The 23168-nt window shown below is 60.2% G+C and carries 22 protein-coding genes and 3 pseudogenes; 9 read left to right on the top strand and 16 right to left on the bottom strand.

Annotated features, from left to right (window positions below; all coding sequences use genetic code 11):
* Positions 1 to 5: 5 nt before the first annotated feature.
* The 7 genes from AC3WWH_RS19010 to AC3WWH_RS18980 all read right to left on the bottom strand — a co-directional run bounded on the left by AC3WWH_RS19010 (position 6) and on the right by AC3WWH_RS18980 (position 6353).
* Positions 6 to 1781, bottom strand: coding sequence for a Na(+)/H(+) antiporter subunit D (locus AC3WWH_RS19010; RefSeq protein ID WP_058322003.1), 1776 nt, complete (start codon positions 1779 to 1781; stop codon positions 6 to 8).
* Positions 1774 to 2028 (bottom strand): hypothetical protein, encoded by a 255-nt coding sequence (locus AC3WWH_RS19005; protein ID WP_058322002.1) that lies wholly within the window; start codon positions 2026 to 2028, stop codon positions 1774 to 1776. Before AC3WWH_RS19005 ends, AC3WWH_RS19010 begins: the two co-directional genes overlap by 8 nt.
* The gene (locus AC3WWH_RS19000; protein ID WP_058322001.1) at positions 2025 to 3488 is read right to left on the bottom strand and encodes a monovalent cation/H+ antiporter subunit D family protein; all 1464 of its coding nucleotides are present in this window, start codon (positions 3486 to 3488) and stop codon (positions 2025 to 2027) included. The genes AC3WWH_RS19005 and AC3WWH_RS19000 overlap by 4 nt, the downstream gene beginning before the upstream one ends.
* Positions 3489 to 3492: 4 nt before the next feature.
* Positions 3493 to 3795, bottom strand: coding sequence for an NADH-quinone oxidoreductase subunit NuoK (nuoK, locus tag AC3WWH_RS18995; RefSeq protein ID WP_057248739.1), 303 nt, complete (start codon positions 3793 to 3795; stop codon positions 3493 to 3495).
* A complete protein-coding gene (locus tag AC3WWH_RS18990; protein ID WP_058322000.1) occupies positions 3795 to 4295 on the bottom strand; it encodes an NADH-quinone oxidoreductase subunit J family protein in 501 nt (166 codons plus the stop codon). The genes nuoK and AC3WWH_RS18990 overlap by 1 nt, the downstream gene beginning before the upstream one ends.
* A 230-nt stretch (positions 4296 to 4525) precedes the next feature.
* Positions 4526 to 5521: an ABC transporter permease gene (locus AC3WWH_RS18985; protein WP_058321999.1), complete on the bottom strand. Its 996-nt coding sequence runs from the start codon at positions 5519 to 5521 to the stop codon at positions 4526 to 4528.
* A 46-nt stretch (positions 5522 to 5567) separates the two neighbouring features.
* Positions 5568 to 6353, bottom strand: a complete 786-nt coding sequence (locus AC3WWH_RS18980) for an ATP-binding cassette domain-containing protein (protein WP_058321998.1) — start codon at positions 6351 to 6353, stop codon at positions 5568 to 5570.
* A gap of 147 nt (positions 6354 to 6500) precedes the next feature.
* On the opposite strand from AC3WWH_RS18980, the gene AC3WWH_RS18975 reads away from it, so the two are divergent.
* From AC3WWH_RS18975 to AC3WWH_RS18955, 5 genes are all read left to right on the top strand, one after another.
* Complete coding sequence (locus AC3WWH_RS18975; RefSeq protein WP_058321997.1) at positions 6501 to 7481, top strand: NAD-dependent epimerase/dehydratase family protein; 981 nt, start codon at positions 6501 to 6503, stop codon at positions 7479 to 7481.
* 47 nt (positions 7482 to 7528) lie between these two features.
* On the top strand, positions 7529 to 8521 hold the full coding sequence (locus AC3WWH_RS18970) for a sugar-binding protein (protein WP_057248744.1): 993 nt from the start codon (positions 7529 to 7531) through the stop codon (positions 8519 to 8521).
* Between the two features lie 183 nt (positions 8522 to 8704).
* Positions 8705 to 9601, top strand: coding sequence for an NAD-dependent epimerase/dehydratase family protein (locus AC3WWH_RS18965; RefSeq protein WP_058321996.1), 897 nt, complete (start codon positions 8705 to 8707; stop codon positions 9599 to 9601).
* A gap of 44 nt (positions 9602 to 9645) precedes the next feature.
* On the top strand, positions 9646 to 10428 hold the full coding sequence (locus tag AC3WWH_RS18960) for a FadR/GntR family transcriptional regulator (RefSeq protein ID WP_058321995.1): 783 nt from the start codon (positions 9646 to 9648) through the stop codon (positions 10426 to 10428).
* Between the two features lie 285 nt (positions 10429 to 10713).
* Positions 10714 to 10917 (top strand): cold-shock protein, encoded by a 204-nt coding sequence (locus AC3WWH_RS18955; protein ID WP_057248747.1) that lies wholly within the window; start codon positions 10714 to 10716, stop codon positions 10915 to 10917.
* An 85-nt stretch (positions 10918 to 11002) separates the two neighbouring features.
* Here the strand turns inward: AC3WWH_RS18955 and AC3WWH_RS18950 are convergent, their stop codons facing one another.
* From AC3WWH_RS18950 to AC3WWH_RS18935, 4 genes are all read right to left on the bottom strand, one after another.
* Positions 11003 to 11296, bottom strand: coding sequence for a hypothetical protein (locus AC3WWH_RS18950; protein ID WP_156433064.1), 294 nt, complete (start codon positions 11294 to 11296; stop codon positions 11003 to 11005).
* Positions 11297 to 11552: 256 nt separating this feature from the next.
* Entirely contained in the window at positions 11553 to 12152 is a 600-nt protein-coding gene (locus AC3WWH_RS18945; RefSeq protein WP_058321993.1) for an NUDIX domain-containing protein, read from the bottom strand.
* A 203-nt stretch (positions 12153 to 12355) separates the two neighbouring features.
* Positions 12356 to 12979, bottom strand: coding sequence for a TetR/AcrR family transcriptional regulator (locus tag AC3WWH_RS18940; RefSeq protein ID WP_058321992.1), 624 nt, complete (start codon positions 12977 to 12979; stop codon positions 12356 to 12358).
* A gap of 2 nt (positions 12980 to 12981) precedes the next feature.
* Positions 12982 to 13446 (bottom strand): nuclear transport factor 2 family protein, encoded by a 465-nt coding sequence (locus AC3WWH_RS18935; protein WP_058321991.1) that lies wholly within the window; start codon positions 13444 to 13446, stop codon positions 12982 to 12984.
* 321 nt (positions 13447 to 13767) lie between these two features.
* Here AC3WWH_RS18935 and AC3WWH_RS18930 point away from each other — a divergent pair.
* Positions 13768 to 14549, top strand: a pseudogene (locus AC3WWH_RS18930) (IS5 family transposase).
* A gap of 2 nt (positions 14550 to 14551) precedes the next feature.
* Here AC3WWH_RS18930 and AC3WWH_RS18925 read toward each other — a convergent pair.
* From AC3WWH_RS18925 to AC3WWH_RS18910, 4 genes and pseudogenes are all read right to left on the bottom strand, one after another.
* Positions 14552 to 14818 carry a nuclear transport factor 2 family protein gene (locus tag AC3WWH_RS18925; protein WP_245299104.1) on the bottom strand — a complete coding sequence of 89 codons (267 nt, stop codon included), beginning with the start codon at positions 14816 to 14818 and terminating at the stop codon, positions 14552 to 14554.
* 127 nt (positions 14819 to 14945) lie between these two features.
* Positions 14946 to 15790, bottom strand: a pseudogene (locus AC3WWH_RS18920) (PhzF family phenazine biosynthesis protein).
* 54 nt (positions 15791 to 15844) lie between these two features.
* On the bottom strand, positions 15845 to 16474 hold the full coding sequence (locus AC3WWH_RS18915) for a LysE family translocator (protein WP_058321986.1): 630 nt from the start codon (positions 16472 to 16474) through the stop codon (positions 15845 to 15847).
* A 35-nt stretch (positions 16475 to 16509) separates the two neighbouring features.
* A complete protein-coding gene (locus AC3WWH_RS18910) occupies positions 16510 to 16914 on the bottom strand; it encodes a VOC family protein (RefSeq protein ID WP_058321985.1) in 405 nt (134 codons plus the stop codon).
* A 136-nt stretch (positions 16915 to 17050) separates the two neighbouring features.
* On the opposite strand from AC3WWH_RS18910, the gene AC3WWH_RS18905 reads away from it, so the two are divergent.
* The 3 genes and pseudogenes from AC3WWH_RS18905 to AC3WWH_RS18895 all read left to right on the top strand — a co-directional run bounded on the left by AC3WWH_RS18905 (position 17051) and on the right by AC3WWH_RS18895 (position 22174).
* A complete protein-coding gene (locus AC3WWH_RS18905; protein ID WP_058321984.1) occupies positions 17051 to 18412 on the top strand; it encodes an aminotransferase-like domain-containing protein in 1362 nt (453 codons plus the stop codon).
* 302 nt (positions 18413 to 18714) lie between these two features.
* Positions 18715 to 19980 (top strand): annotated as a pseudogene (locus AC3WWH_RS18900) (aminotransferase-like domain-containing protein); the annotation flags it as partial.
* A gap of 634 nt (positions 19981 to 20614) precedes the next feature.
* Positions 20615 to 22174 (top strand): ABC transporter substrate-binding protein, encoded by a 1560-nt coding sequence (locus AC3WWH_RS18895; RefSeq protein WP_058321983.1) that lies wholly within the window; start codon positions 20615 to 20617, stop codon positions 22172 to 22174.
* Positions 22175 to 22496: 322 nt separating this feature from the next.
* Here AC3WWH_RS18895 and AC3WWH_RS18890 read toward each other — a convergent pair whose 3' ends face one another.
* Positions 22497 to 23168, bottom strand: coding sequence for a hypothetical protein (locus AC3WWH_RS18890; RefSeq protein ID WP_492377158.1), 672 nt, complete (start codon positions 23166 to 23168; stop codon positions 22497 to 22499).

Below are 23168 nucleotides of genomic sequence, written 5' to 3'. Positions count from 1 at the left end.
ACCACCTACTGCCACACGACGGCAAAAACGGCGATCGCCGCGATCACACCGGCGATCATCGCCAGCGCGTAGTGAGTGACGACGCCGGTCTGCAGACGCCGCAGCGCACCGCCGCCAACAAGGATCGCACGCGCGAAGCCATTCACGGCGGCATCGACGCCGTTGAGATCGACCCGCAGCCCGGCGCGCGCCGTCCCGTGCAGAAGCGGCAGCGCTAAGGTGTCGGACACGTTGCTCACCGCCTTTTCATAGCGCGCCAGCGGCTTCTCTGCGAGCCACAGGAAGGCACGCGCACCCTTGCGGTAGAACCAGTCCGTGTCGATGCTGATTGTGTTTTCCGGATCGAGCGCTTTCAGGAACAGGACGAAGCCTAGCGCGGTAAACATCAGCAAGCCCAGGCTCTCGGTGACATGGACGCCCGTATAGGGCTCAAAGGCGACCGGATAGGGAAGCAGCGCGTAAAGCGGTTCCGGGAACACGCCGATCACGATGCAAAACACCGCCGCTATCCCCATGGCAACCAGCATGTTGCGGGGCGGCTCCCGCGCCTCCAGCTTTCGGTCCGTGCCGAAAAACATGTAGTAGGGCAGCTTGAGTCCGGTGTGCAGGAACGTCCCTGACGATGCCATCGTGAGCGCCAGAACCACGAGCGCCCGGTGGTCCTGCCCGGCGGCGGCTATCACCATCGACTTGGTGACGAAGCCCGAGAAGAACGGAAAGGCGGAGATCGCGAAAGCGCCGACCATGTAGAGGGCAACCGTCAGCGGCATGGTTTTATAGAGGCCGCCCAACTCGGTGAGCTTACGCCGCCCGGTGACCTCAATCACCGCCCCCGCGCCCATGAAGAGAAGCGCCTTGTAGAGAATATGGGCGAAGGCGTGGCTGGTTGCTCCGTTCACGGCCATCTCGGTGCCGATGCCGATACCCGCCACCATGTAACCCACCTGGCTGACGATGTGATAGGCGAGCAGCCGCCGACAGTCGTTCTCAAGCACCGCGTAGATGACGCCGTAGAGCGCCATCACAGCGCCGAGCCACACGAGAAGCTCGGTTCCAGGAAATGCGCGCGCCAGCACGTAGACGGCCGTCTTGGTGGTGAAGGCGCTCATGAACACCGCCCCCGTGACGGTCGCCTCGGGATAGGCGTCGGTCAGCCAGGCGTTGAGCGGCGGCACGGCGGCATTGAGCAGGAACCCTGCCAGGATCAGATAGCCGCCGACGTCCATTGTTCCCGCGAGAGCGCCGCCCGCGATCGGACCGAAGAGCAGCGAGCCAGCCGCGAGCCCGTGGAGCACGATACCGCCGAGCAGAGCGACGCCACCGGTGAGATGCACCATCAGATAGCGGAACGCGGCACGGATTGCCCGTTCGCCTCCTTGCGCGAAGACCAGATAGGCCGACGCAAACGCCATGCCCTCCCAGAAGAGGTAAAGGGTGAGGTAGTCGCCGGCGAAGACCACGCCGAGCGCGCTGCCGACATAGACGAAGGCCGCCACGTGCTGGCCGGCTTGCGACAGATGCAGCGCGTAGACCATGCCGATCAGCGCCATGATGGTGAAAACGGTGGCGAAGACGATGCTGAGCTTGTCAACCTTTGCAAACAGGATCTCCTGCCCGATGAAGTGCGCCGCGCCATAACTACCCGGCTCCATCGTGAGAACCACGACGATCGCCAAAACCGGGATCAGCACCAGGTAGGTCTTGCGGATCGATCCCTTCAGGAACGGGATCGGCAAGGCACCGAGCATGAACAGCAGAGCGGGATGGACGAACTCAATCATAGTAGTCCTCGCGCCGCATGAGCCCACCCTGATGGCCGAGGAATTTGGAAACGAAGATAAGCAGCAGGCAGGAGCCGAAGCCATAGACGGCAGACCAGCCAGGCAAGCGGTCCCAGAGGTATTCGGCGTGTTCGCGCGGAACCGGGAAATCGGCGACGACGATGAGAACGAGCACGATATAGAACAACCGGCGGCGCGACCGCGCATAGCCCTCGTCACCAAAGAAATCGACGACACGCTTGATCATCTGACCACTCCTTCCGCCAAGGCTAGGAAATAACCGGGGAAGACACCCATCAACACCGACAAGGCAGCGGTGGCGACCAGCGGGATCGTCACCAGCGGAATTTCACGGACAGGTTCCGCCGCTCCCGGCGCCTCCGCTTTGAAGAAGGCGATATAGCTGACGGGCAGGAAGTAGGCGGCGTTGAGGACCGAGCTCGCCAAGAGGACGGCCAGGAACGCCATCTCGCCTGCTTCGACCGAGCCGAGCGTCAGATACCACTTGCTGACGAAGCCGGCAGTTGGCGGCACGCCGATCATGCTGAGCGACGCGACGAAGAATGCCCCCATCGTCCAGGGCAGCCGGCGGCCGATGCCGGCCATGTCGCTGATGTTTCGCTTTCCCGAGGCGCAGTAGATCGATCCGGCGCAGAAGAACAGCGTGATCTTGGAGAACGCGTGCACGGCGATATGAAGGATACCGCCGACCATCGCGACGGGTGACAAAAGCACCGCGCCCAGCACCACGTAGGAGAGCTGGCTGACCGTCGAATAGGCGAGCCGCGCCTTCAGGTCGTCCCGGGTCAGGGCATAGATCGACGCCATCAGGATGGTGAAGGAGACGAGGTAGGCCGTCGCAATGCCAAGACCCAGCCTGCCCACCAGATCCACGCCGAAGACATGGAACACCACCCGCAACACGCAGAACACGCCCATCTTGACCACCGCCACGGCATGTAGGAGCGCGCTGACCGGCGTCGGTGCAACCATCGCGGCGGGCAGCCAGGCATGCATCGGCATCACCGCGGCCTTGGCGAACCCGAAGAGGTAGCAGAAATAGACAGCCGTCAGCAGCGGCGCCGAGGCATCGACCCTCGCCAGCAACCCTCCGGGCACAAAGTCGAGTGACCCGGCAATTTGATAGGTCAGCGCCAGCGCGGCGAGAAGCACGCTTTTCGATGCGCCCATCAGGTAGACGAGGTACTTGCGGCTGCCCGCCCAGGCCTCTTCGTCCTCATGGTGGTAGACGAGCGGATAGGTCACGAGGCTCAGCACCTCGTAGAAGATCACCAGCGTGAACAGATTGGCAGCAAAAGCACCACCGACGGCGGCTGCGAGACTGGTGGCAAAGCAGGCGAAGAAGCGGGTCTGCGCGTGCTCGTTCAGGTGTCGCATGTAGCCGATGGAATAGACCGCCGCGACGATCCACAGAAGCGAGGAGACGGTGGCAAACACCATGCCGAGCGCGTCGACCCGGAAAGCGAAGTCGATCCCCGGCAGGATCTCGAACAGGCGCAGTTCGACTGTGCCGCCCGCCAGCACGATGGGCGCCATCGAGATTACGATCGCGAACATGGCGACTGCAGCCAGAGGCGAGACGGCATCCCGGACTTTCTCGTGCTTGTTCAGAAGGAGAACTGCCAGTGCCGCCAGCCCGGCGATGGCGACGGCAAGTAGCGGCCGGACTGATAGCACCGGTTCCAAGCCGCTATCCTTTCATCGCCGTCACGTCGTCGATCTTGAGGGTGGACTTGTTCCTCACGAGGGCGACCAGAATGCCGAGGGCGACGGCAACCTCCGCCGCGGTGATGGCGATGACGAAGATCGCGAAGATCTGCCCGCGAAAATCATCGTAGTAACGTCCGAACGCGATGAAATTGATGTTGACCGAGTTGAGCAGCAGTTCGAGCGACATCAGCACGACCAGGATGTTGCGCCTGAGCAGCACACCCGCGGCTCCGATCACGAACAGGACCACTGCGAGCGAAATGTACCACCAGAGCGGAACCATCACCCGGGCTCCTTCCGTGCCAGCACAATGGCGCCGACAAGTGCCGCGAGAAGGATGATCGAAGCGACTTCAAACGGCAGGAGATAGTCGGCGAAAAGTGTCGTGCTGAGCTGCCTGACTTGATCGCCGGCGCGCCGTGCGATCGGCTCAACCGCCGAGAAGCGGCCGCTCCAGAACACCAGTGCAAGCATCTCGACCCCAAGCAGGACGAGCAGGGTCAATGCAGGCAGATTTCGCCCCGGCAGAAACCGCTGCAGCACCGCCTCGCGCACGTCGATCATCATGATCACGAACAGGAAGAGGACCATGATGGCGCCGACATAGACGAAGATCTGCACGACCGCGAGCAGCGGCGCCTCGAGCAGGACGAAGATTGCCGAAATCTGCAGGAAACATGCCATCAGCGCCAATGCGCTGTGAACAGGGTTGCGCGCCAGGACGACTGTCAGGGCGGTGATCACGGCCCCCGCAGCAAACAGAAGGAAGAACCCCTGGCCCATTGACGCAGCCTCTCCCGCGCGAACCGTTCCGCGGCGCGTGACGGCCGGAATTCAGATAGCGCCGCACTTCGGTTGCGTTCATAAATTGTGCCTGAGGGAAGGATTTTTCACAAGAATATTGTCGGCAACATAATCGAATGAGGCTGCGCGGAGCCCAAACCGGCTTCGTATAGGCGACTTGCCAGCGCGCGACCCTCAGGGCGACTCCCTTCTTGGCCAGTCCTCGGGCGTCACTCGCTCTGGCGGAAATTGCGGATACGATCGAAAAGAACCGCGAGGATAGTCGCGCTGCCGATGAACGTACCCTGCCAGAAGGCGTTGATGCCGAGAAGACCGAGGCTATTGCGGATCACCTCGATCAGTGCTGCGCCTACGAGCGCGCCGAAGGCAGTGCCGACGCCGCCGGCGAGATTCGCGCCCCCGATCACGGCCGCGGCGATGACCTGCAGCTCCATGCCGGCGCCGATATTGGTCGTCACCGCACCGAGCCAGCCGGTTTGGATGATGCCGGCGACGCCGGCCGAAAGCGCCGAGATCATGTAGACGCAGACCTTGATCGGTCGCACGGGGAGGCCCGTGGCAGTGGCCGCCTTCTCGTTGCCGCCGATGGCGTAAATGTAGCGGCCAATCCGGGTCCAGCGCAGCACGAAACCGGTGAACAGTGCCAGCATGATCATGTAGATCACCGGATTGGCGATACCGAAGACGGATCCGCCGCCGAGCGACAGCAGCTTGTCGTGGTCGGGGCCGAACTCGAAAACCACCGTATTGTTGGACGCGACCATGGCCAGGCTTCGGGCAATCGAGAGCATGCCGAGGGTCACGACAAAGGGCGGAAAGCCGAGATAGGCAATGAGGATGCCATTGAACGCACCGATCACCAACGCCGTCGCGATCGAAACGGCAATACCCGTCTCGATGCCGTATCCCGCGTGCATCGTGACGGCGAGCACCATGCTGCACAGGCACAGCACCGAGCCCACCGAGAGGTCGATCCCGCCGGTGATGATGACGAGCGTCATGCCAAGGGCGATGATTGCGACGAAGGTGACGTTGCGGGTGATGTTGTAAAGATTCTTTGCGGTCGCGAAGCTGTCGGTGGCGAAAGACAGAAAGATGCAGGCAAGGATGACAGCGATCAGAACCCAGAAGGTCTGGTTGCCGAGGATCGTTCCTCCGAGCGTGCGCTGCCTGCGCTCGATCGTCTGGTCCAGCGTCGTTGCCATCGTTCCTCCCATTCTTCCGGTGCAGAAGATCGAGCTCGCTTGTCCCTCATCCACCCTCGATGGCTCCGGTAATCAGCCCCGTCACCTCCTCCGGCGAAGTCTCCGATATCGGTTTGTCCGCCACCTTGCGGCCTCGGCGCATGACGACGACGCGATCGGCGACATCGAAGACATCGGGCATGCGATGGCTGATGAGCACAACCAGGATACCGCGATCGCGCAACTGCCGGATCAGATGCAGCACTTCGGCCACCTGGCGCACGGAAATTGCCGCTGTCGGCTCGTCCATCAATACGATCTTCGCCTGCGAGATCATCGTACGCGCAATCGCCACCGCTTGCCGTTGGCCACCCGACATCTGCCGCACGAGGTCGCGTGGCCTGGTCTCCGAGCGGAGTTCTTTGAAGATCTCCCCGGCGCGGCGGTACATTGCCTTGTAGTCTAGCACGCGCAAGGGGCCGATACCGCGCCTCAGTTCGCGCCCGAGGAAGACATTCGCGGCCGCGGAGAGGTTGTCACAAAGGGCCAGATCCTGATGAACGATCTCGATGCCGAACTGCCTTGCCTCTATGGGGCGATGCAGGACGATATCGCTGCCGTTAAGGCGCATGGTTCCGTGGCTCGGACGGAAATTGCCTGCGATCATTTTGACAAGCGTCGATTTGCCGGCGCCGTTGTCGCCCATCAGGCCGACAACCTGACCGGCCTCTAACGACAGCGAAATGTCATTCACTGCCTGTATGGCCCCGAAATGCTTGGAAATATTGCTGAGCTCTAGCAGCACGACCAGCCTTCCAGACTCGCCAACACGCGCCAATCCGCCTCGCCGCATGTCCGCCCCCTCGCGAGCCAGCGACTGCTTATTTACGCAAATCGTCATGAACGCGTCAATGATCTCTCACCCGATAAACCTGTTTTGTATGACAAATAGACATTGGGGCGAAGCGATCATATATTAGCTAATTCTTGGGAGATAAGCATGCTTATCCTTGTCACCGGGGCAACTGGCAAGGTCGGGCGGCACCTCATAGCAACGCTGCTTGATCGGCCACGTTATTCGCAAGCGCGCGTTCGCGCGCTCTGCCACAACCGTGTGCTCGATCCAGCCGAGCGGCTCGATATCATCCGCGGCTCTATCGCCGATCGTGCGGTCGCGGAAGACGCGATTGCCGGTGTCAGCCACGTCGTGCATCTGGCGACTTGCAAGGAAACACCGGCCGACGTCATGGACGTGACCGTCAAGGGCCTCTTCTGGCTGCTCGAAGCGTTCAGAACGAGCCCCACGGCACGGCAGTTCATCCTGATCGGCGGCGACGCCGCGGTCGGGCATTTCTTCTATTCTCATGACGGACCGATCACCGAGACGACGCCGCACCGCGCCTATCCTGGCTGCTACGCGCTCTCGAAAGTGCTCGAGGAAGTGGTCGTCGAGCAGTACGCGATCCAATACGGGTTGAACGTCTGTTGCCTCCGGGCGCCGTGGATCATGGAGAAGGACGACTTCAAATATTCGCTTTCCTTCGGCGATGACGTGTTCGGTGGACCCGACTGGAAAACGCTTTTTGCGCCCGACGAAGCCAGGCGCTACGCGGAGGCAGGAACGGTTCCGTTGCTGCGCGATGCCGACGGAAGGCCGCTCAAGCGCAACTTCGTTCACGTCAGCGACCTCGTCTCGGCAATACTCAACACGATCGACAATCCGCGCGCAGAACGCCAGCGCTTCAACGTCGCCATGGATCGCCCGGTCGACTACGGCGAGGTCGCAAGCTACCTCAGGCGCACGCGCGGTCTGCCGTCCGTCGACGTTCCAAGCCACTTCCACTCGAACTGGTTGGACAACAGCAAAGCGAAGTACCTGCTGGGCTGGCAGCCGGAATACGATCTTAAAAAGCTTATCGACCAGGCCTGGCAATACGAGCGTCCGTCAAGCGACCCTCGCATCGTCTGGTATCCGGGTTGATTTGTGCCGCGGACAGACAGTGTCCGCTTGTTCAACGGGAGGATAGAATGAGGAAAGCATTGGTGCTTGCAGTTGCAGCGCTCGCGCTGGCCGCCGGCTCGGCCGGCGCCCAGACGAAGAAGCAACTCGTCATTGTCGTCAAAGGCCTCGACAATCCGTTCTTCGAGGCAATCAACCAGGGATGCCAGAAGTGGAACAAGGAAAACACAAGCTCGGAATATGAGTGCTTCTATACCGGCCCGGCGTCGACCTCCGACGAAGCCGGCGAGGCGCAGATCGTCCAGGACATGCTCGGCAAGCCCAGCACGGCTGCGATCGCCATTTCGCCATCCAACGCCAAGCTGATTGCGCAAACCCTGAAAACCGCCAATCCGACAGTTCCGGTCATGACGCTCGACGCCGACCTCGCCAAGGAGGACGCGGGCCTGCGCAAGACTTATCTTGGCACCGACAACTACACGATGGGGGCGCGGATCGCCGATTACATCAAGAAGGCCAAACCGAACGGTGGCAAGATCTGCACGATCGAGGGCAACCCTGGTGCCGACAACATCCTGCGGCGGGCCCAGGGCATGCGTGACGTGCTCACCGGGAAAGACGGGCTTGCCGAACTGAAGGGTGAAGGCGGGTGGACGGAGGTCGCAGGTTGCCCGGTCTTTACCAATGACGACGGCGCAAAGGGCGTACAGGCGATGACGGATATCCTCGCTGCCAATCCAGACCTCGACGCCTTCGGCATCATGGGCGGTTGGCCGCTCTTCGGCGCGCCGCAACCCTATCGCGACCTGTTCAAGCCGATGGCGGACAAGATCGCGAAAAATGAATTCGTCATCGGCGCGGCGGACACGATCGGCGACGAGGTGGCGATTGCCAAGGAAGGTCTCGTAACCGCGCTCGTCGGCCAGCGGCCGTTCGAAATGGGCTACAAGGCGCCGTCGGTCATGCTGGACCTGATCGCCGGCAAGCCGGTGGAGGATCCGGTATTCACGGGTCTCGACGAATGCACCAAGGACACGGCGGATACCTGCATCCAGAAGTAAAAACGGTGGCCGGGGCGTCGTTTGAGGGCTCCCCGGCGCCTCCGCCTTATCCGCTGCGACCGTGGTCAGCACGCACTCTTGCCGGCTGGCCGCGGCACCTTGCAACGACCCCGCCTGGAAGATCCCTTTGACGAACTATCATCGATAGGCATCCCCCCATTCGTGCAGAGCATGGAGAACACAATGAACAAGCGGATCATCTTCACCGGAGGGAGCGGCAAGGCCGGCCGCCATGTCGTGCAATACCTCGTCGAACAGGGCCACCAAGTGCTCAACCTCGACACGAAGCCCCTCGACAACCCGAAGGTGCGCACGCTGATCACCGACATCACGGACAGCGGCCAAGTGTTCAATGCACTGTCAAGCTACACCGGCCTGCACGAATTCGACCCGTCGCTCGCGCCGCAGCCGATCGATGCCGTCGTCCACTTTGCCGCGATTCCGCGCATCCTGATCGCCCCCGACAACGAGCTCTTTCGCGTCAATGCGATGGGCACCTACAATGTCATCGAGGCGGCGGTGAAGCTTGGCATCCGCAAGATCGTCATCGCATCGAGTGAGACGACCTACGGCCTCGTCTTCGCCAACGAGCCGCGAAACCCGCGTTATTTTCCGCTCGACGAGGACTATGACGTCGACCCGATGGATAGCTACGCACTCTCCAAAGTCGTCAACGAAAAGACCGCGCGCGCCTTTGCACTGAGAAGCGGCGCCGACATCTATGCCTTGCGCATTGGCAATGTGATCGAGCCGCAAGAATACCATCTCTTCCCCGGCTGGTTTGCCGATCCAGGCTTTCGCAAGCGCATTGCCTGGAGCTATGTCGATGCGCGCGACCTCGGCCAGATTACACTCAGGGCCGTGGAGACGGACGGTCTTGGGTTCCAGGTCTTCAACGCAGCGAGCGACGATACGTCCTCCGACATTCCAACCCGCGAACTGATCGACCGGTTCTACCAAGGCGTTCCTGTCAAGGGGCAGATCGGCGAATACGAGACGCTCCTATCAAACCGCAAAGCCCGCGCGATGCTCGGCTTTGAGCCGCAACACAGCTGGCGGAAATATGTTGAGGTCGGGTGACGCTCTGCGCGGCTGGGCGGTACAGATGCGAGAAAATAACGAAAATGGCTGAACGACAACCAGGAAAAGTCTCCGCCGGATCGACCGCGGCGGAGGCGAAGCGTGCGAGCCGACGCCTCGATGCGCCGCGTATGTCGGGACCCAGCGTCCACATGTCGCTTGCCGATGACATCGGGCTCAGTATCGTGCGTGGCGACTATCCGCCCGGAACGATCCTGCCGAACGAGGCGCAATGGACGGAAATCTTCAACGTCAGTCGCACCGCGGTGAGAGAGGCGATCAAGATATTGATGGCCAAGGGATTGCTCGCCTCGCGCCCGAAAATCGGCAGCTGGGTGGAGCCGAGGGAGCGCTGGAACCTGCTCGATCGCGACGTTCTGAGCTGGTATGCGGTCTCACCGGACCGTCTCCAGTTCCTCAAGACCGTACAGGAATTTCGCCACATCCTGGAGCCGGAGGCGACGGCGCTCGCCGCCACCCGCCGGAACGAAAAGCAGATGATCGAAATCAGCGCGGCATTGGAAGACATGCAAGAGGCGACAACGCTGCAGACCCGCATCCAGGCTGACACGCGCTTCCACCTTGCAATCCTGCGCGCGTCGGGAAACGATCTCCTGGTACCGCTGGGCGCGCTGATCGAATCTGCACTCAACCACCTTTTCCTGCTGGTGACCCGAGAGGACAGCAGCTCCGTCCACGCACTGAAGCTCCACGAGAACATCGAGAAAAGCATTCGCCTCCGACGCCCGAACGCGGCCCGCAATGCCGTGCGGCGACTTCTAGCCAATACCGATGAGCTCATAGCGCAATCGGGGCGCTATGTATGATCGTCAGGTCGTATGGCATGAGGCCCTCGAGCGCACCTCCGCTTGTGTGAGAGTTCGCTGCCCCGCCGCGCGATATCGTGCACGAAGAATCGCAGCGCTCGCCTTCATGATCATTGGCACCGTTTACGACGGGCACGGCGAGTGGCCACAGGCGGCCTTCGCTGACAGGACACGAAAAAGCTCGACCGCGAGCCGCGAAGCGCGTGAATGCGCGGTTGCGGGAGTGGGCAGCCTTGAATAAGCTGCAGTGGCAATTTGCAGGCCACTCAGCTGACGAGGATAATCATGGCAATCGGTACCGTTAAGTTTTTCAATCAGGACAAGGGCTTTGGCTTCATCACACCGGACAACGGTGGAGCGGACGTCTTTGTCCATGTGTCAGCGGTGGAAGGCGGAAGCCCACTCCGAGAGGGTCAAAAGGTCAGCTACGAACTTGGCCAGGACCGCAAGACCGGAAAATCGAAAGCCGAAAACGTCAGGCCAGCTTGAACGTCTCGACCTACGGGACTTCTTGTGGTCGGGCGATCTCGGCAATGGCAGGCTGAGCCATCAAAGCGGAAAGTAGATCACCGCTTTAGGTTGGTTTAAAGCCAAGCACGAAATCGACGACCTTCGACGAGGACATTTCGCAGGGCTTGAGCGTGGTGCTCGCACCAGAAAGCACATAAAAGTTGAAGCTGACGACATCCGCTCCGCCCAGTTCCTCGCCATATATCCAGATCCGCCTGCCATCGGCGGAGCGCCTGACGGTCACGCCCCATGGGCGACCTGCGAAGCTTCCCTGTCCATAGCCGTCGGGAAGCTGCGCAAGCGCCTTCTCAAACTTGACCAGCACCTCAGACGATAGCTCTGGCACCGACGGCGTCATTGCGCGAGGCACTCGTCACAATTGCAGCAACCGTCGGCGTCGATTCGCGAGGCCGACCGCTTCTTTTGACAACAGAGGCCTATCATCGCGTTCCGGACTGGCCTCCGTCGTGCTCTGGCGGGATGACGTCGATGTCGATGTCGATGTCGGAAAGAACATTCGTGGCAAACTGATCCATCTCGAGGTTCCATGTCGGGGACGGCAATCTTAGCAGGATCATCATCTGTCCGAGATCGATATGGCCCGGAGATCCGGATCAGCGCTTCACGTCCTTTTTCCCCTGAAAGAGCCGGATCGTCAGGTGCTGAAGCAGAATGATCGTTTTGGCGTCGCGAATCTCACCACGGTCGATCATCTGGATCGCATCGGACAACGAGATTTCCATTACATCTATGTCTTCTCCCTCGTCAGGAGCACCTCCTCCAGTTCCCACCCTGTGTTTCTCGGTATATTCGCCGTAGAAAAATGCCAGGTATTCCGTGACCGATCCGGGGCTCATGTAGATGTCGAAAAGATGCGTCAGTTCGGAGACATCATACCCAGTTTCTTCGATCAGTTCTGCGCGCATCCGCGTTGCCGGCTCGGCACCATCAAGCAGTCCCGCCGGGGTTTCGATCAGTGATTCCAGACCGCCATTCAAAAAAACCGGCAAACGAAACTGACGGGTCAGCAGAACACGGCCACTTCGGGGATTGTACAACAGGCATGTCGCCCCGTTGCCACGATGGTAAGCCTCTCGGGTCTGCCGCTGCCAACCTCCATCCCTTAGCCGAAGTTCAAATTCGTACTTGGTCAGCCGTCCCCAATCATCCGCCAATACACGCTCCGCGATCGGCCGGAAAACACTCTCGTCCATCAAGTCACCACTCTCTTGTTTGCCGCTTCAATGGCCATGCAATCGGCCTCATACAGTCTGCCTAGGCTCTGTTGACAAAGTTTTGTCCCGTCTCCCTGCGGACGCTTTGCCGAAACTCCTGCCGCTGGCCTTTGACCGCTCGTGGAGTGGCAAGATTGCCCGAAATCCTGCCGCTCCGCGTTGTGTTGATATCTCCGCTAATCTTAGACAAGCCGACCTTCATTTTGCGGTGAAACGTCGGTTGTGCCCTCGTAGTTAGAGGTATCGTTTTCGATCACCAATCGTCCCCGGAGTTGGTCGATAGCCCGTTGGAAAACGGCTGGATCGTCCATTGCCCGAGAAAGAATAATTGCTCCTTGGATAGCGAGAACTGCCTCTTCCGCGAGGAGGCGCGATTGATCGGCTTCACGGCCCTGCCGAATAAGCGCTGACTGCAATGCGTCCACCCAAGCTACGAAATAACCTCGGATAGCTTGCGCGAAGAGGTCACGCGTATTGGCCACTGCCAAGGCACCGACGAGGCACACGCGCCTGCCGGACCGAAAATATTGGTCCGTCGAGGCGAGCATGGCACGGATGGCACCATTAACATCGCTCTCGTTACGCAACGGGGAATATACGGCATCCTCGAACCATTGGCCGATTTCGCCGAGAACAGCCCGCACCATCTCTTCCTTTCCGTTCGGGAAGAAGTGGTAGAGGCTGCCCTTGCCGAGACCGGTAGCCTTGCCGATCAAGGCAAGGCTTGCGCCTTCGTAGCCATGTTCGCGGAAAACTTCGGCCAACGGGGCTATGGCGTCGGCTCTTTCAGCGACCATGCGGGCCATGATTAGAGGCCCAGATCGCTGAGGCTGGCGTGATCATCCGGCCGACGGCCAAGAGGCCAGTGGAACAGACGATCGCTTTCAGCAATCGGCATTTCATTGATGCTCGCGTGTCTGTGCGCCATCAGACCGTCCTCTGCGAATTCCCAGTTCTCGTTACCATATGCGCGGTACCAGCGGCCGCCATCGTCGCGATATTCATACGCGTAGCGTACCGCGATGCGGTTACCGGTGAAAGCCCATAGCTCCTTTATGAGGCGGTATTCGTGCTCCTTGTTCCACTTACGTGTCAGAAATGCCTGAGCTTCTTCGCGATTGCTCGCGAACTCGACGCGGTTCCGCCAGCGGGTGTCGAGCGTATAGGCCAGAGCGACTTTCGCCGCGTCTCTAGTGTTCCAGCCGTCTTCGGCCAACCGAACCTTTTCGATGGCGCTTTCGCGGGTGAAGGGGGGGAGTGGGGGACGTGACATCTTTAGTTCCTTGTTGAATTGATGGGATTGTACCGATCGGTAATATGTTTACCGATCGGTACAATCTCGTATGAACATGTGGTTGTCAAGTGGCATTTCCGTCTGGCTGTTTGAGATCGATTTGGAGCGGCACGTGGTAGACTCGTTGGCGGCCGCTACCGACTAGGCCGGAGCGTTCTCACTCTGGCGCGATCGCGAGGGAGGCCGTACGCGACAGCGTATTGTCTTGAAGACGGAGTTAATCTGGCCCAGGTCCTGTTACCCAAGCTGATTCCCAAATCAGCGGAAGCGTGATTCAAAACTGCCTTTTAGGAGGCGGTTTTGGCTCGTGGCGACCTGACGGATATGGAGTGGCGGATCATTGAGGGGCTGTTGCCCACCGAGCGCGGGAGGAAGTCTCGCCCCGCGCACGATAATCGGCAATATCTGAACGGCATGCTGCATGTTCTTCGGGTCGGCTGCCCTTGGCGCGACATGCATGAGCGCTACGGAAAGTGGAATTCGGTCTATGTGCGCTTTCGCCGTTGGGCCGAACAGGGCGTGTGGGATGCTCTCCTTGAGACTCTCGTCGAACTGGGGCTGACGGATGATTGGCAGCACATGATCGACAGCACCACGGTTCGCGGCCACTCTCAGGCTGCGGGCGCTAAAGGGGGACTTATCAGGAGGCTTTTGGTCGATCACGCGGCGGCTTTACGACAAAAATCCACGCCCGTGCAGACGGTCAAGGACGCCCTCTCGGCTTCATCCTGACGGGTGGCGAGGCTTCGGATTACAACGCCGTTCATGATCTGCTGGCGATACCGGTCGGCAAGCCGAAGCTCTTCCTTGCCGATAAAGGCTATGACGGCGATTTCCTGCGTGAAGAACTCCTGATCCATGGGATCAGGCCGGTCATTCCGCCAAAGGCCAACCGCAAGAACCCGCTTGCCTGCGACTACCGGGCCTACAAGGACCGAAACCGTATTGAGCGGATGTTCAATCGCCTCAAGCAGTTCCGTCGCGTTGCGACCCGATACGACAAGACACGAAAATCCTTCTCAGCATTCCTCGCCCTGGCCGCCGCAAAGATATGGCTGCCATACTTTGTCAACAGGGCCTAAGGCTACAAAAGCCTCCGCTCGCTGATCTTGAACCAGGCTTTGGCAATCTTGCCGTTTTCAACTTCATAGATACAAACGACATCGACCTCGCCCTTCCCTTCCGGAAAAGTTCGCGCAACCGTATCGTGGTCGATAACGACATTGCCGACCACGATACGTGTCAGCAGAGTTCCATGTAGATCAGGCTCTTTGAACCGTTCGATATGTCGCTCCCGAATTTCGACAGCCCCCCCTGCCAGAGGTGTGGAGGGAAATGCGTAGTCTGGCAATCATCAGCCCACCAAGGCATGAATGCCTCAATATCTCGGTCGTTATAGGCTTCGAGCTGTCTTTGGACGGGGAGCTCAATTTCTGCCCTATCGATTGTACTCAATGAAACACCTCTTCTTTCCCTTTTCAAAGGCCGTGTAGCCGGCCTTCGACATGCGTGCGCGTTTCGAGCCTACCCAAATTCGGCCAACGTCATCGCGGCCCACATGAAGCCGGCCATGGCGCCCAAGACGGGTCCCCTGGGCGGCGACATAATCCCCATCAACCGCACCTCCAGCGAACAACCACTGTGCGATCGAGGCATTGAGGCTTCCGGTGACGGGGTCTTCGACGATTGCACCCAGATGGTCGCTGAAGAACGCGCGAACCTCGAAGGCTGCATCGCGACCCTTTGCATGCGGACCAACCACACCAACGTCGATCCGACCGGCCCAGTTTCGGAGCGGATTGAGCGAAAGCACTTTCTCCGCCGATGCCAATCTGATCCCCAGCCATCCAGGTCCATTGTCGATCCAGGCGGCATCAAGGATATCGCAAGGTTCAATGCCCAACAGCTGTCGGGCCCCATCCAATTCACCCTGTGTTGGCGCACCGGAACGGATCAGCGGCGGGGCGGCAAACGAAAGCCGCCCCTGCATACGCCGGATCGTGACCAGACCGGCGCGGCATTCCTGAATGATTTCCGTCGCCTTCTTCGGCACCCGCCCCGTCGAGAGCCAGACATGACAGCTTCCAAGCGTCGGGTGCCCGGCAAAAGGCATCTCCCTGTCCAGCGTGAATATCCTGACCCGGTAGTCAGCATCTGTATGCGTGGGCGATAAGAGGAAGGCGGTCTCCGACAAATTGAACCACCGCGTCAACTGCTGCATTTCATCCGTCGTCAGGGCGTCGGCACCGATGACCACTGCCAGCGGGTTACCAGAAAACGGCCCGGCGCCAAACACATCGACCATATGGACGGCAAGGGTCATGACATCGCGCTTTCAATTTGGGTCACTTCATTGGGGCATCGACGGACCCGGATATCAGCTCTGCGAAGCAAGCAGTTTAAGTCCCGCAACCGCGAACACCGCCGAGAGCACACCTTCAATCCAGCGCCGCAATCTCGCGTATAGGGCAATCATGGAGGCCGTCGAAAAGACGATGGCGTAACCACCGAACACCAGGACGCCGAGGATGGCGCAACCGCCAATGATCACCGGCAGCGTGCCTGCGGGAGCATCCTGACGGAACCCCAACGACATGATCGCTATCCAGGCCAGAATCGCCTTCGGGTTTCCGATATGCATGAGAATGCCCTGCCGATAGAGCGATCGATAACAAGGCGTGGCAGCCCTTGTGTCCTTCTTCGTGATGTCGGAGATCGGCTTCAGAGCCGACTTGCCCGCACGAAAAGCCAGATAGAGCAAATAGATACCGCCAACGATCTTGATGACGAAAAGCGCCTCTGCATAGGCGGTCAACGCGGCGGAAATGCCCGTCGCCGCCAGTACTGCCCAGAAGAGTGAGCCCGTGATGACGCCCGCCGCCAAGACGAGGGCGGGCAGGCGGCCGTCGCGCATCGCCGTTCCCATGATCGCCATGTTGCTCGGCCCAGGACTGGCGGTGGCGACGAGATAGGTGCCGTAGACGAGTGCTATCTGACTGCCGATCATTCGAAATTCTCCAAAAACAGAAGGCTTCTCCAGCATCAATGCTGGAGGTCTCCGCGGTGGACGATGTGGACCTTGTTTCCATCGGGGTCGCGCAGATACGCACCGAAGTAACCGTCGCCGTAGTGTGGGCGCGGGCCTGGGGCGCCTTCGTCAGTCCCGCCGTGCGCGAGACCCTCCGTGTAGGCCGTCCTCACAGCCTCCTGCGAGGGGGACAGAAAGGCGGCCAGGCAGCCATTGCCGGCCGTCGCCGGCTCGCCATCGAAGGGGATGTAGACATAGAAGCGCGGCAGTGGCGCTTGAATAGCCACCCAGCAAAGCGCCGGAGGCCCGCCATCGGAGGTAACGACGCGGCGTTTCAGGCCGAGCGGAGCAAGCACGGCGTCATAGAAACGACCCGCCCGCTCAAGATCGCGCGCCCCGACGGTAACATGACTGAACATCTGGCTCTCCATGCGCCCGTCATCGCGGTCAGGCGCCTCCTGCAAGTGTGTATTTCGTTCAGCGTCGTCATAGCGTATGTTACACTTGCTGTTTATATGAATAGTGTCATGTGACACTTTTATCGAGGTGGCGAACATGCTCCTTCAATCGCCATGGGCACCACGTCTCGCCGACATAGAGGCGAATGCCGCCGAGCGGCTGGTGCTCGCTCTCGCCGACGACATCATCGAAGGGCGGCTGACGGGAGGCGACCGCCTGCCGGCGCATCGCGATGTCGCATGGAAACTGGGGATTGGCCTCGGCACGGTGACGAAAGCCTATGCCGCTCTTGAACGGCGAGGTCTGACGCGTAGCGTCAAGGGCCGGGGAACGTTCGTGGCGATCCGCCACGCACACAAGGATCGGCAGATCGATCTCTCATCCAACGCCCCGCCGGCAACGCTCAACGCACGCCTTCTGGCGCGGACATTGACCGGGATCGCGCGCAAGATCGATGCGGATCATCTCAATCTCTACGCCCCACCCGCCGGACATCTGGAGCACCGCCGTGTTCTGGCCCGCTGGCTCGAAACACTGGGTCTCATCGTCGATCCGTCGCATCTGGTGCTGACGAGCGGCGCCCGCCAGGCGCTCTCACTGGCCTTCGACCTCGCCTGCGGTCCGCAGGGACTGCTTCTGACCGAACGGATCACCTATCCCGGCGCGATCGCGCTGGCCCGGCGCAAGGGATATCGGATGCAGGGTGTCAGGATCGACGCAGAAGGGATGGTGCCAGAGGCACTGGCAGAGGCGCTCGACAGCGCCGCATCGGCCGGCAGAAAGGCAGTTTACCTCACCCCGACGCTTCACAATCCGACCACCGCCACGATGGGCGGGGAGCGAAGACAGGCCATCGCGGAAATTTGCCGTCGGGCGGGCGCGTGGATCATCGAGGACGGCGTCTATGCGCCGGCCGAGCCGGCTTTGCCTCCGCTGACGGCATTGGCGCCCGAGATCGCCTTTCATGTGAACGGGCTGTCCAAGTCGCTTGGCCCCGGATTGCAGATCGGCGTGCTCGCGCTGCCGGCTGGGTTTAACGAAGCAGCGGAAGACGCCTTGCAAGACATGCCTCTGGCCCCCTCGCCGCTCTCCTGTGCAGTGGTCGAGGAATGGCTGATCACCGGCGTCATCCCTTCGATCCAGCGGGATCTGCGCCATGAGGCGCGGCGTCGATCCAGTCTGGCAGTCTCGCTTCTCGGTACGGCCGAACTTGTCTCTGATCCCGATGCCTATAACGCCTGGCTACCGATGCCGCGCGAGGCTGCCAACCGTTTCGTATCCGCCGCTGCGGAGGCCGGCATCAAACTGACCCCACCGGATTCCATGATGGTGGACCGAGAGGATCGGGCGAGCGGAATTCGGCTTTGCCTCGGCGGCGCATCGTTCGAAGATCTGAGCGAGGCACTGACACTTCTGGCGCAGTGGCTGATCGAGATGCCAAGGCAATCTGCGAAATAAGACCCGCGAACGCCCTACCTCACGCAACCGCCTGGGCGCCCGTTGTTTGGACAAGCGAGCCACAAATGAACGCGGCTTCCTCCGACACGGCGACTTTAGAACACGAAGTCGCCGTTCGCAGATAGCTCCCGATTTGCCGTAGCTGGCCCAAGCAAAGAGATTGCTTTGGGCGGGCCTAAGTTGCGATTACGACTTCAGAGGTGCTTCAACATCCGAATAGGTCTGGACAGCGTCTGGCAGCCTCGCGCCACGGATCTCGATCACTGACACGGAGACGTTCAGTTCGGCAATTTCGGCGGGCGAGAGCTGGCATGGATGTGGAAGGGGAACGCCCATCGGGCGGCGCCGATCCGGTCGATTGGAGCCGCAAGATCAAGATGAGCTTCGACGTCGTGCGCCAGGTCCACAAACCGCTGGACTGGCGGCGCTACCCGTTCCCCTTCCTCTACGGCCAGATGGATCCGACGCTGTTTGATCTCAACGCCTAGCGTGATTGCGCCCGCCGGGCGCTTGCGCGCGAGGACTTCGTGCTGATGGCGAGCGACTTTGCCGCTGCTGACGACGTGCGGCTCGTCAACTACATTTGCTCGCGCACGCTGCCGCGGCGCGGCATTCATGCCACTCCGGACGAAATCCTCGTCACCGTCGGCGCGCAGAATGCGCTCTGGATCGTCACCCGACTGATCCTGGAAAAGGGCTCAGCCGCCGTCTGCGAAAACCCCTGCCACCCGGATATCAGCGCCTCGCTCCTGCTCAGCGATGCTGACGTCACGACCGTCGACGTCGATCGCGAGGGCCTGTCGCCGGATGCGCTACCGGAGAAAGTCGACGCCGTCTTCGTGACCCCGAGCCACCATTCGCCGACAGGCGCGACCATGCCGGTCGACCGGCGAACGCAACTGCTTGAAGCTGCGGAGGAGAGAGACTTCGTCATTGTCGAGGACGACTACGAGTTCGAGATCAGCTACCTCGCTCCGCCCTCGCCGGCGCTGAAAGCGCTCGATCCGACGGGCCGGGTGCTCTACATCGGCAGCTTCTCAAAATCCCTGTTTCCCGGGCTTCGGCTCGGCAATCTCGTGGCGCCTGCACCCTTCATTCGCGAGGCGCGCGCGCTTCGCTCGCTGATGCTGCGTCACCCGCCCGGCCACCTGCAGCGCACCGCTGCCTATTTCCTGGCGCTTGGGCATTATGACGCCGTACTGCACCGCATGCGGACCGAGTATCACAAGCGCCATGTGCTGATGGCAGAGTCGCTTGGCCGCGAAAACTTGACGATCGCCGGTTCCTCAACCTTTGGCGGCACTTCCTTCTGGATGGAGGGGCCGGAGGGGCTGGATGCCGACCGTCTGGTGAGCGAACTGCGGCAGGACGGCGTGCTGGTCGAATCCGGCTCGCCCTTCTTCCCGAGAAGCGACCAGCCTTGCCGCTATTTCCGCATGGGCTACTCATCCATTCCAGGCGCGAGTATCGCCGAAGGCGTCGCCCGCGTCCGCGCCCGCATCGACGTTCTTACTTGCCGCAACAACTCTGGAAAACTGAACGAGCACCCGGCAGCGCGGGGGACCTAGCCGCTGCGCTTATTGTCGACAATCTGGCTAGAAGTAGTACTCATAATTGTCGACAAATACGTTGACAAATCCTTTTGTCGTGCGATTGTGCCGATCAGCAGCAACGAGCTAGGGAGGAGCAGGTTGATGCAAGGTCTTTGGAAGACGTCGCGACGGCGTATCCGTGCGGCTTTTGGCGACGGTCGCACACGCCAACATGCTCCGCCGGGCCGGCCAGCCTGACATCTCCTCATTCGATCCCTATTCCAACGTCCTACATCGAAACTTGGGTTTCTCAACCACATCCATGAAGGGTGCGGGGACAAGCCTGTGTTCGAGGTGGCGCGTGCGCTGGCTATCGACTGACAACTGATCGACAACAGAACTTGGTGTTTCAAGCATCGCCGGGACGCTTCAACTCGACCGCCTCACTGGCCAGGGACGCGAGTTGATCATGATCCCCGCGCACAGGCTGTCGATGGCCTGGGCGGTGACCGACAAGATCGAGCAGGTCCTTTCCGCGCCAACGACAGGCCGCGCTACTTGCCGACCCGCGTCGGGCGACCAGACGTACGGCCTGCAGGCCGTCCTTGCCTCTTTAAAAGAAGATTCCCGTTCAAGGGGACAGGTGACCTCAACCAAGGAGAACAGCAGAATGCTCAAGAAATTAATCCTCGCAGCCGTCATGTCGGCTGCGCTTTCCGCGCCGGGCCATGCGGAAACGCTCAAATGGGGCGCCTCGCGCGACATCTATTCGCTCGACCCCTATTCTTATGGCGACAGCTACACGCTGTCCTTCCTCAACCACGTTTATGAGGGGCTTGTCCGTTTTGACGCCGAACTGAAGATCGAGCCGGCGCTGGCAACGTCCTGGGAGACGGTGTCAGACACGGTCTGGCGGTTTCATCTGCGCGAGGGCGTCAAGTTCCACGATGGCGCCGATTTCACCGCGGACGACGTGATCGCCTCTCTCACTCGGGTCAGCGATCCGGTGTCTCCGCTGCGTGGCAATCTCCCCGCCTACAAGTCGGCGAAGAAGGTGGACGACCACACCGTCGATATCGAACTGGTCGGACCCTATCCGCTGCTGCTGAACGACCTGACGAACATCCACATTTTCGACGCTACCTGGCTCACCGACAACAACTCGCTGAAGCCGACCGACGTCGGCAAGAAGATCGAAGGCTACGCCACCTACCACACCAACGGCACGGGTCCGTTCAAGCTCGAGAGCCGCGCGCCCGACAGCAAGACCGTTCTCATCAAGAATGACAAGTGGTGGGACAAGTCGCAGTCCAACATCGATCGTATCGAGTTTACACCGATCGTCTCGGCCGCGACGCGCGTCGCCGCACTGCTGTCGGGTGAGATCAACTTCACCGAGAATGCGCCTGCGCAGGATCTACCGCGCCTTCTCGCGCAGCCGGATCTGAAGGTCATGGAGCGCACCGACCTGCGCACCATCATGATGGGCTTCAACCGCAAGCCGAAACTGGCCGACGGCGTCGACAACAAGTTCAACGACCTGCGTGTTCGCCAGGCCGTCGCTCACGCGCTCGACAAGGAGCTCATCCAGAAACGGGTCATGCGCGGCAAATCGAGGACGGCGGGCGCGATCATTGCGCCGGAGATTCCCGGATATAGCGAAGCACTGGACAAGGTGGTGTCGTTCGATCCCGAACTGTCGAAGAAGCTACTGGCAGAAGCCGGCGCAACCGACCTCCCATTCACACTCGTCTGCACGAACGAGGCCTATGTCAACGAGGAGGAGCTTTGCCAGAGCATCGTCAACATGCTGAGCCGCGCCGGCTTCAAGCCGCAGCTCGACATCGGCCCTACGGCCGCACAGGCGCCCAAGCGCACGGGTGGCCTCTCCGACGTCTACATCATCGGTTGGGCGAACGAGCCGATGCTGGACAGCTACTCGATCCTGCTCCAGATGATCGAGACGAAGAGCGACAAGGCGGGCGTGTTCAACTGGGGTGGCTGGAGCTATCCGGAGATTGACAAGCTCGTCATCCAGGCATCGACCGAAATGGATCGGACGAAACGGCTCGAGCTGCAGACCAAGGCACTCCAGATGGTCAAGGACGAAATGATCATGTTGCCGTTGCACCAGCAGCCCATGGCCTGGGTAATGAGCAACAGGATCGACCGGGTCGCTCAGCTGGCGGACAACAAGCCACGCCACTGGCTGACTCATTTCGCGGAGTAACCCTCGCGCGGAGCTGGAACGGCAAGGCGTTCGGGCTCCCGCTCAACATGCGAGGCGGACCGATAAATCCCCGCCCCTCACCTGCCCGGCCGCGCCAGCGACCGGGCAATGTCGGTAATGTCGTCTCTCGCTGCGGTCCGAAGCTTTCGCACAGTTGGAGGCGGGTGTTGTTTTGCCGGCCGGTCTGAACTCGCCGAAGAATGGTAGCGTGGTTCATTGCAAAGTCTGTGCGGTCCGGCGAAAATCGCGCAGTTGCCAACCTGAAAGGTTGGCAACTCACTGGTGCAGGCCGTGAGCTCCCGAGGATAAAAGGGCGCGCCCGTCAGTCGCGTTGCCGCTGTGGGGCCAACGCCATCGTCTGCGCATAGGCGAGCGGCGACCGGTTGCCTGGCAGGTTTTCGTCCAGCACCAACGTCTTGAGGTTGTCGGCGCGGATGTCGAGAGATATGGCCCGCTCGAGTTTGTCGATCGACCAAACGGCGTAGCCGAATTTCGCGTCAAATCCACAATCGCAGCCGCAATCGCCGTCGGCGATTGCCGTCGGCCTTTCAGATAGACACATGATCTGCGGTTTTGGCAGCTTGTAGCAGTGCCCCTCATAGGCATAACCATAAATCACGCCAATGCTCTTTAGATACTCTACTTCACCCCCAAAACTAACGGGAAGGAAGCTATAGTATTTTCCATCAAACAATGCGATCGTTACTCCATCGCCAACGATTCCAGAGCTTTTCTTTATGTAATCCAAAATCTCCTCTATCATCCTGTTTATATCATCAATTATCCCCGTTTCTCCAATAGATCTTAGCTTTTTCTCAATCCCATCGAGAGCTTCTCTAATATTTTTATCTTTATTCTTCCTTTCATAGAACCTTGTCGGTCGTCCATATAACCTAATATCTCCTGGTCGATACGACTTATATTCAATTATATCTTCTAGATCCTTTGGATCTAGTGGATATCCAACAACAGGATTCGCGCAACAACCACTCAT

This window comes from Ensifer sp. EB106-03-01-XG145 (genome assembly GCF_058792075.1).
Note: the sequence above shows the minus strand (reverse complement) of the source record. Positions and strands in the feature narration are given on the sequence as shown.

What these genes read in the sequence shown, in the direction of transcription:
- AC3WWH_RS19010 (WP_058322003.1), bottom strand. Translation starts at nt 1,781, where the DNA reads ATGATTGAGTTCGTCCATCCCGCTCTGCTGTTCATGCTCGGTGCCTTG.
- AC3WWH_RS19005 (WP_058322002.1), bottom strand. Translation starts at nt 2,028, where the DNA reads ATGATCAAGCGTGTCGTCGATTTCTTTGGTGACGAGGGCTATGCGCGG.
- nuoK (WP_057248739.1), bottom strand. Translation starts at nt 3,795, where the DNA reads ATGGTTCCGCTCTGGTGGTACATTTCGCTCGCAGTGGTCCTGTTCGTG.
- AC3WWH_RS18990 (WP_058322000.1), bottom strand. Translation starts at nt 4,295, where the DNA reads ATGGGCCAGGGGTTCTTCCTTCTGTTTGCTGCGGGGGCCGTGATCACC.
- AC3WWH_RS18985 (WP_058321999.1), bottom strand. Translation starts at nt 5,521, where the DNA reads ATGGCAACGACGCTGGACCAGACGATCGAGCGCAGGCAGCGCACGCTC.
- AC3WWH_RS18980 (WP_058321998.1), bottom strand. Translation starts at nt 6,353, where the DNA reads ATGCGGCGAGGCGGATTGGCGCGTGTTGGCGAGTCTGGAAGGCTGGTC.
- AC3WWH_RS18975 (WP_058321997.1), top strand. Translation starts at nt 6,501, where the DNA reads ATGCTTATCCTTGTCACCGGGGCAACTGGCAAGGTCGGGCGGCACCTC.
- AC3WWH_RS18970 (WP_057248744.1), top strand. Translation starts at nt 7,529, where the DNA reads ATGAGGAAAGCATTGGTGCTTGCAGTTGCAGCGCTCGCGCTGGCCGCC.
- AC3WWH_RS18965 (WP_058321996.1), top strand. Translation starts at nt 8,705, where the DNA reads ATGAACAAGCGGATCATCTTCACCGGAGGGAGCGGCAAGGCCGGCCGC.
- AC3WWH_RS18960 (WP_058321995.1), top strand. Translation starts at nt 9,646, where the DNA reads ATGGCTGAACGACAACCAGGAAAAGTCTCCGCCGGATCGACCGCGGCG.
- AC3WWH_RS18955 (WP_057248747.1), top strand. Translation starts at nt 10,714, where the DNA reads ATGGCAATCGGTACCGTTAAGTTTTTCAATCAGGACAAGGGCTTTGGC.
- AC3WWH_RS18950 (WP_156433064.1), bottom strand. Translation starts at nt 11,296, where the DNA reads ATGACGCCGTCGGTGCCAGAGCTATCGTCTGAGGTGCTGGTCAAGTTT.
- AC3WWH_RS18945 (WP_058321993.1), bottom strand. Translation starts at nt 12,152, where the DNA reads ATGGACGAGAGTGTTTTCCGGCCGATCGCGGAGCGTGTATTGGCGGAT.
- AC3WWH_RS18940 (WP_058321992.1), bottom strand. Translation starts at nt 12,979, where the DNA reads ATGGCCCGCATGGTCGCTGAAAGAGCCGACGCCATAGCCCCGTTGGCC.
- AC3WWH_RS18935 (WP_058321991.1), bottom strand. Translation starts at nt 13,446, where the DNA reads ATGTCACGTCCCCCACTCCCCCCCTTCACCCGCGAAAGCGCCATCGAA.
- AC3WWH_RS18915 (WP_058321986.1), bottom strand. Translation starts at nt 16,474, where the DNA reads ATGATCGGCAGTCAGATAGCACTCGTCTACGGCACCTATCTCGTCGCC.
- AC3WWH_RS18910 (WP_058321985.1), bottom strand. Translation starts at nt 16,914, where the DNA reads ATGTTCAGTCATGTTACCGTCGGGGCGCGCGATCTTGAGCGGGCGGGT.
- AC3WWH_RS18905 (WP_058321984.1), top strand. Translation starts at nt 17,051, where the DNA reads ATGCTCCTTCAATCGCCATGGGCACCACGTCTCGCCGACATAGAGGCG.
- AC3WWH_RS18895 (WP_058321983.1), top strand. Translation starts at nt 20,615, where the DNA reads ATGCTCAAGAAATTAATCCTCGCAGCCGTCATGTCGGCTGCGCTTTCC.
- AC3WWH_RS18890 (WP_492377158.1), bottom strand. Translation starts at nt 23,168, where the DNA reads ATGAGTGGTTGTTGCGCGAATCCTGTTGTTGGATATCCACTAGATCCA.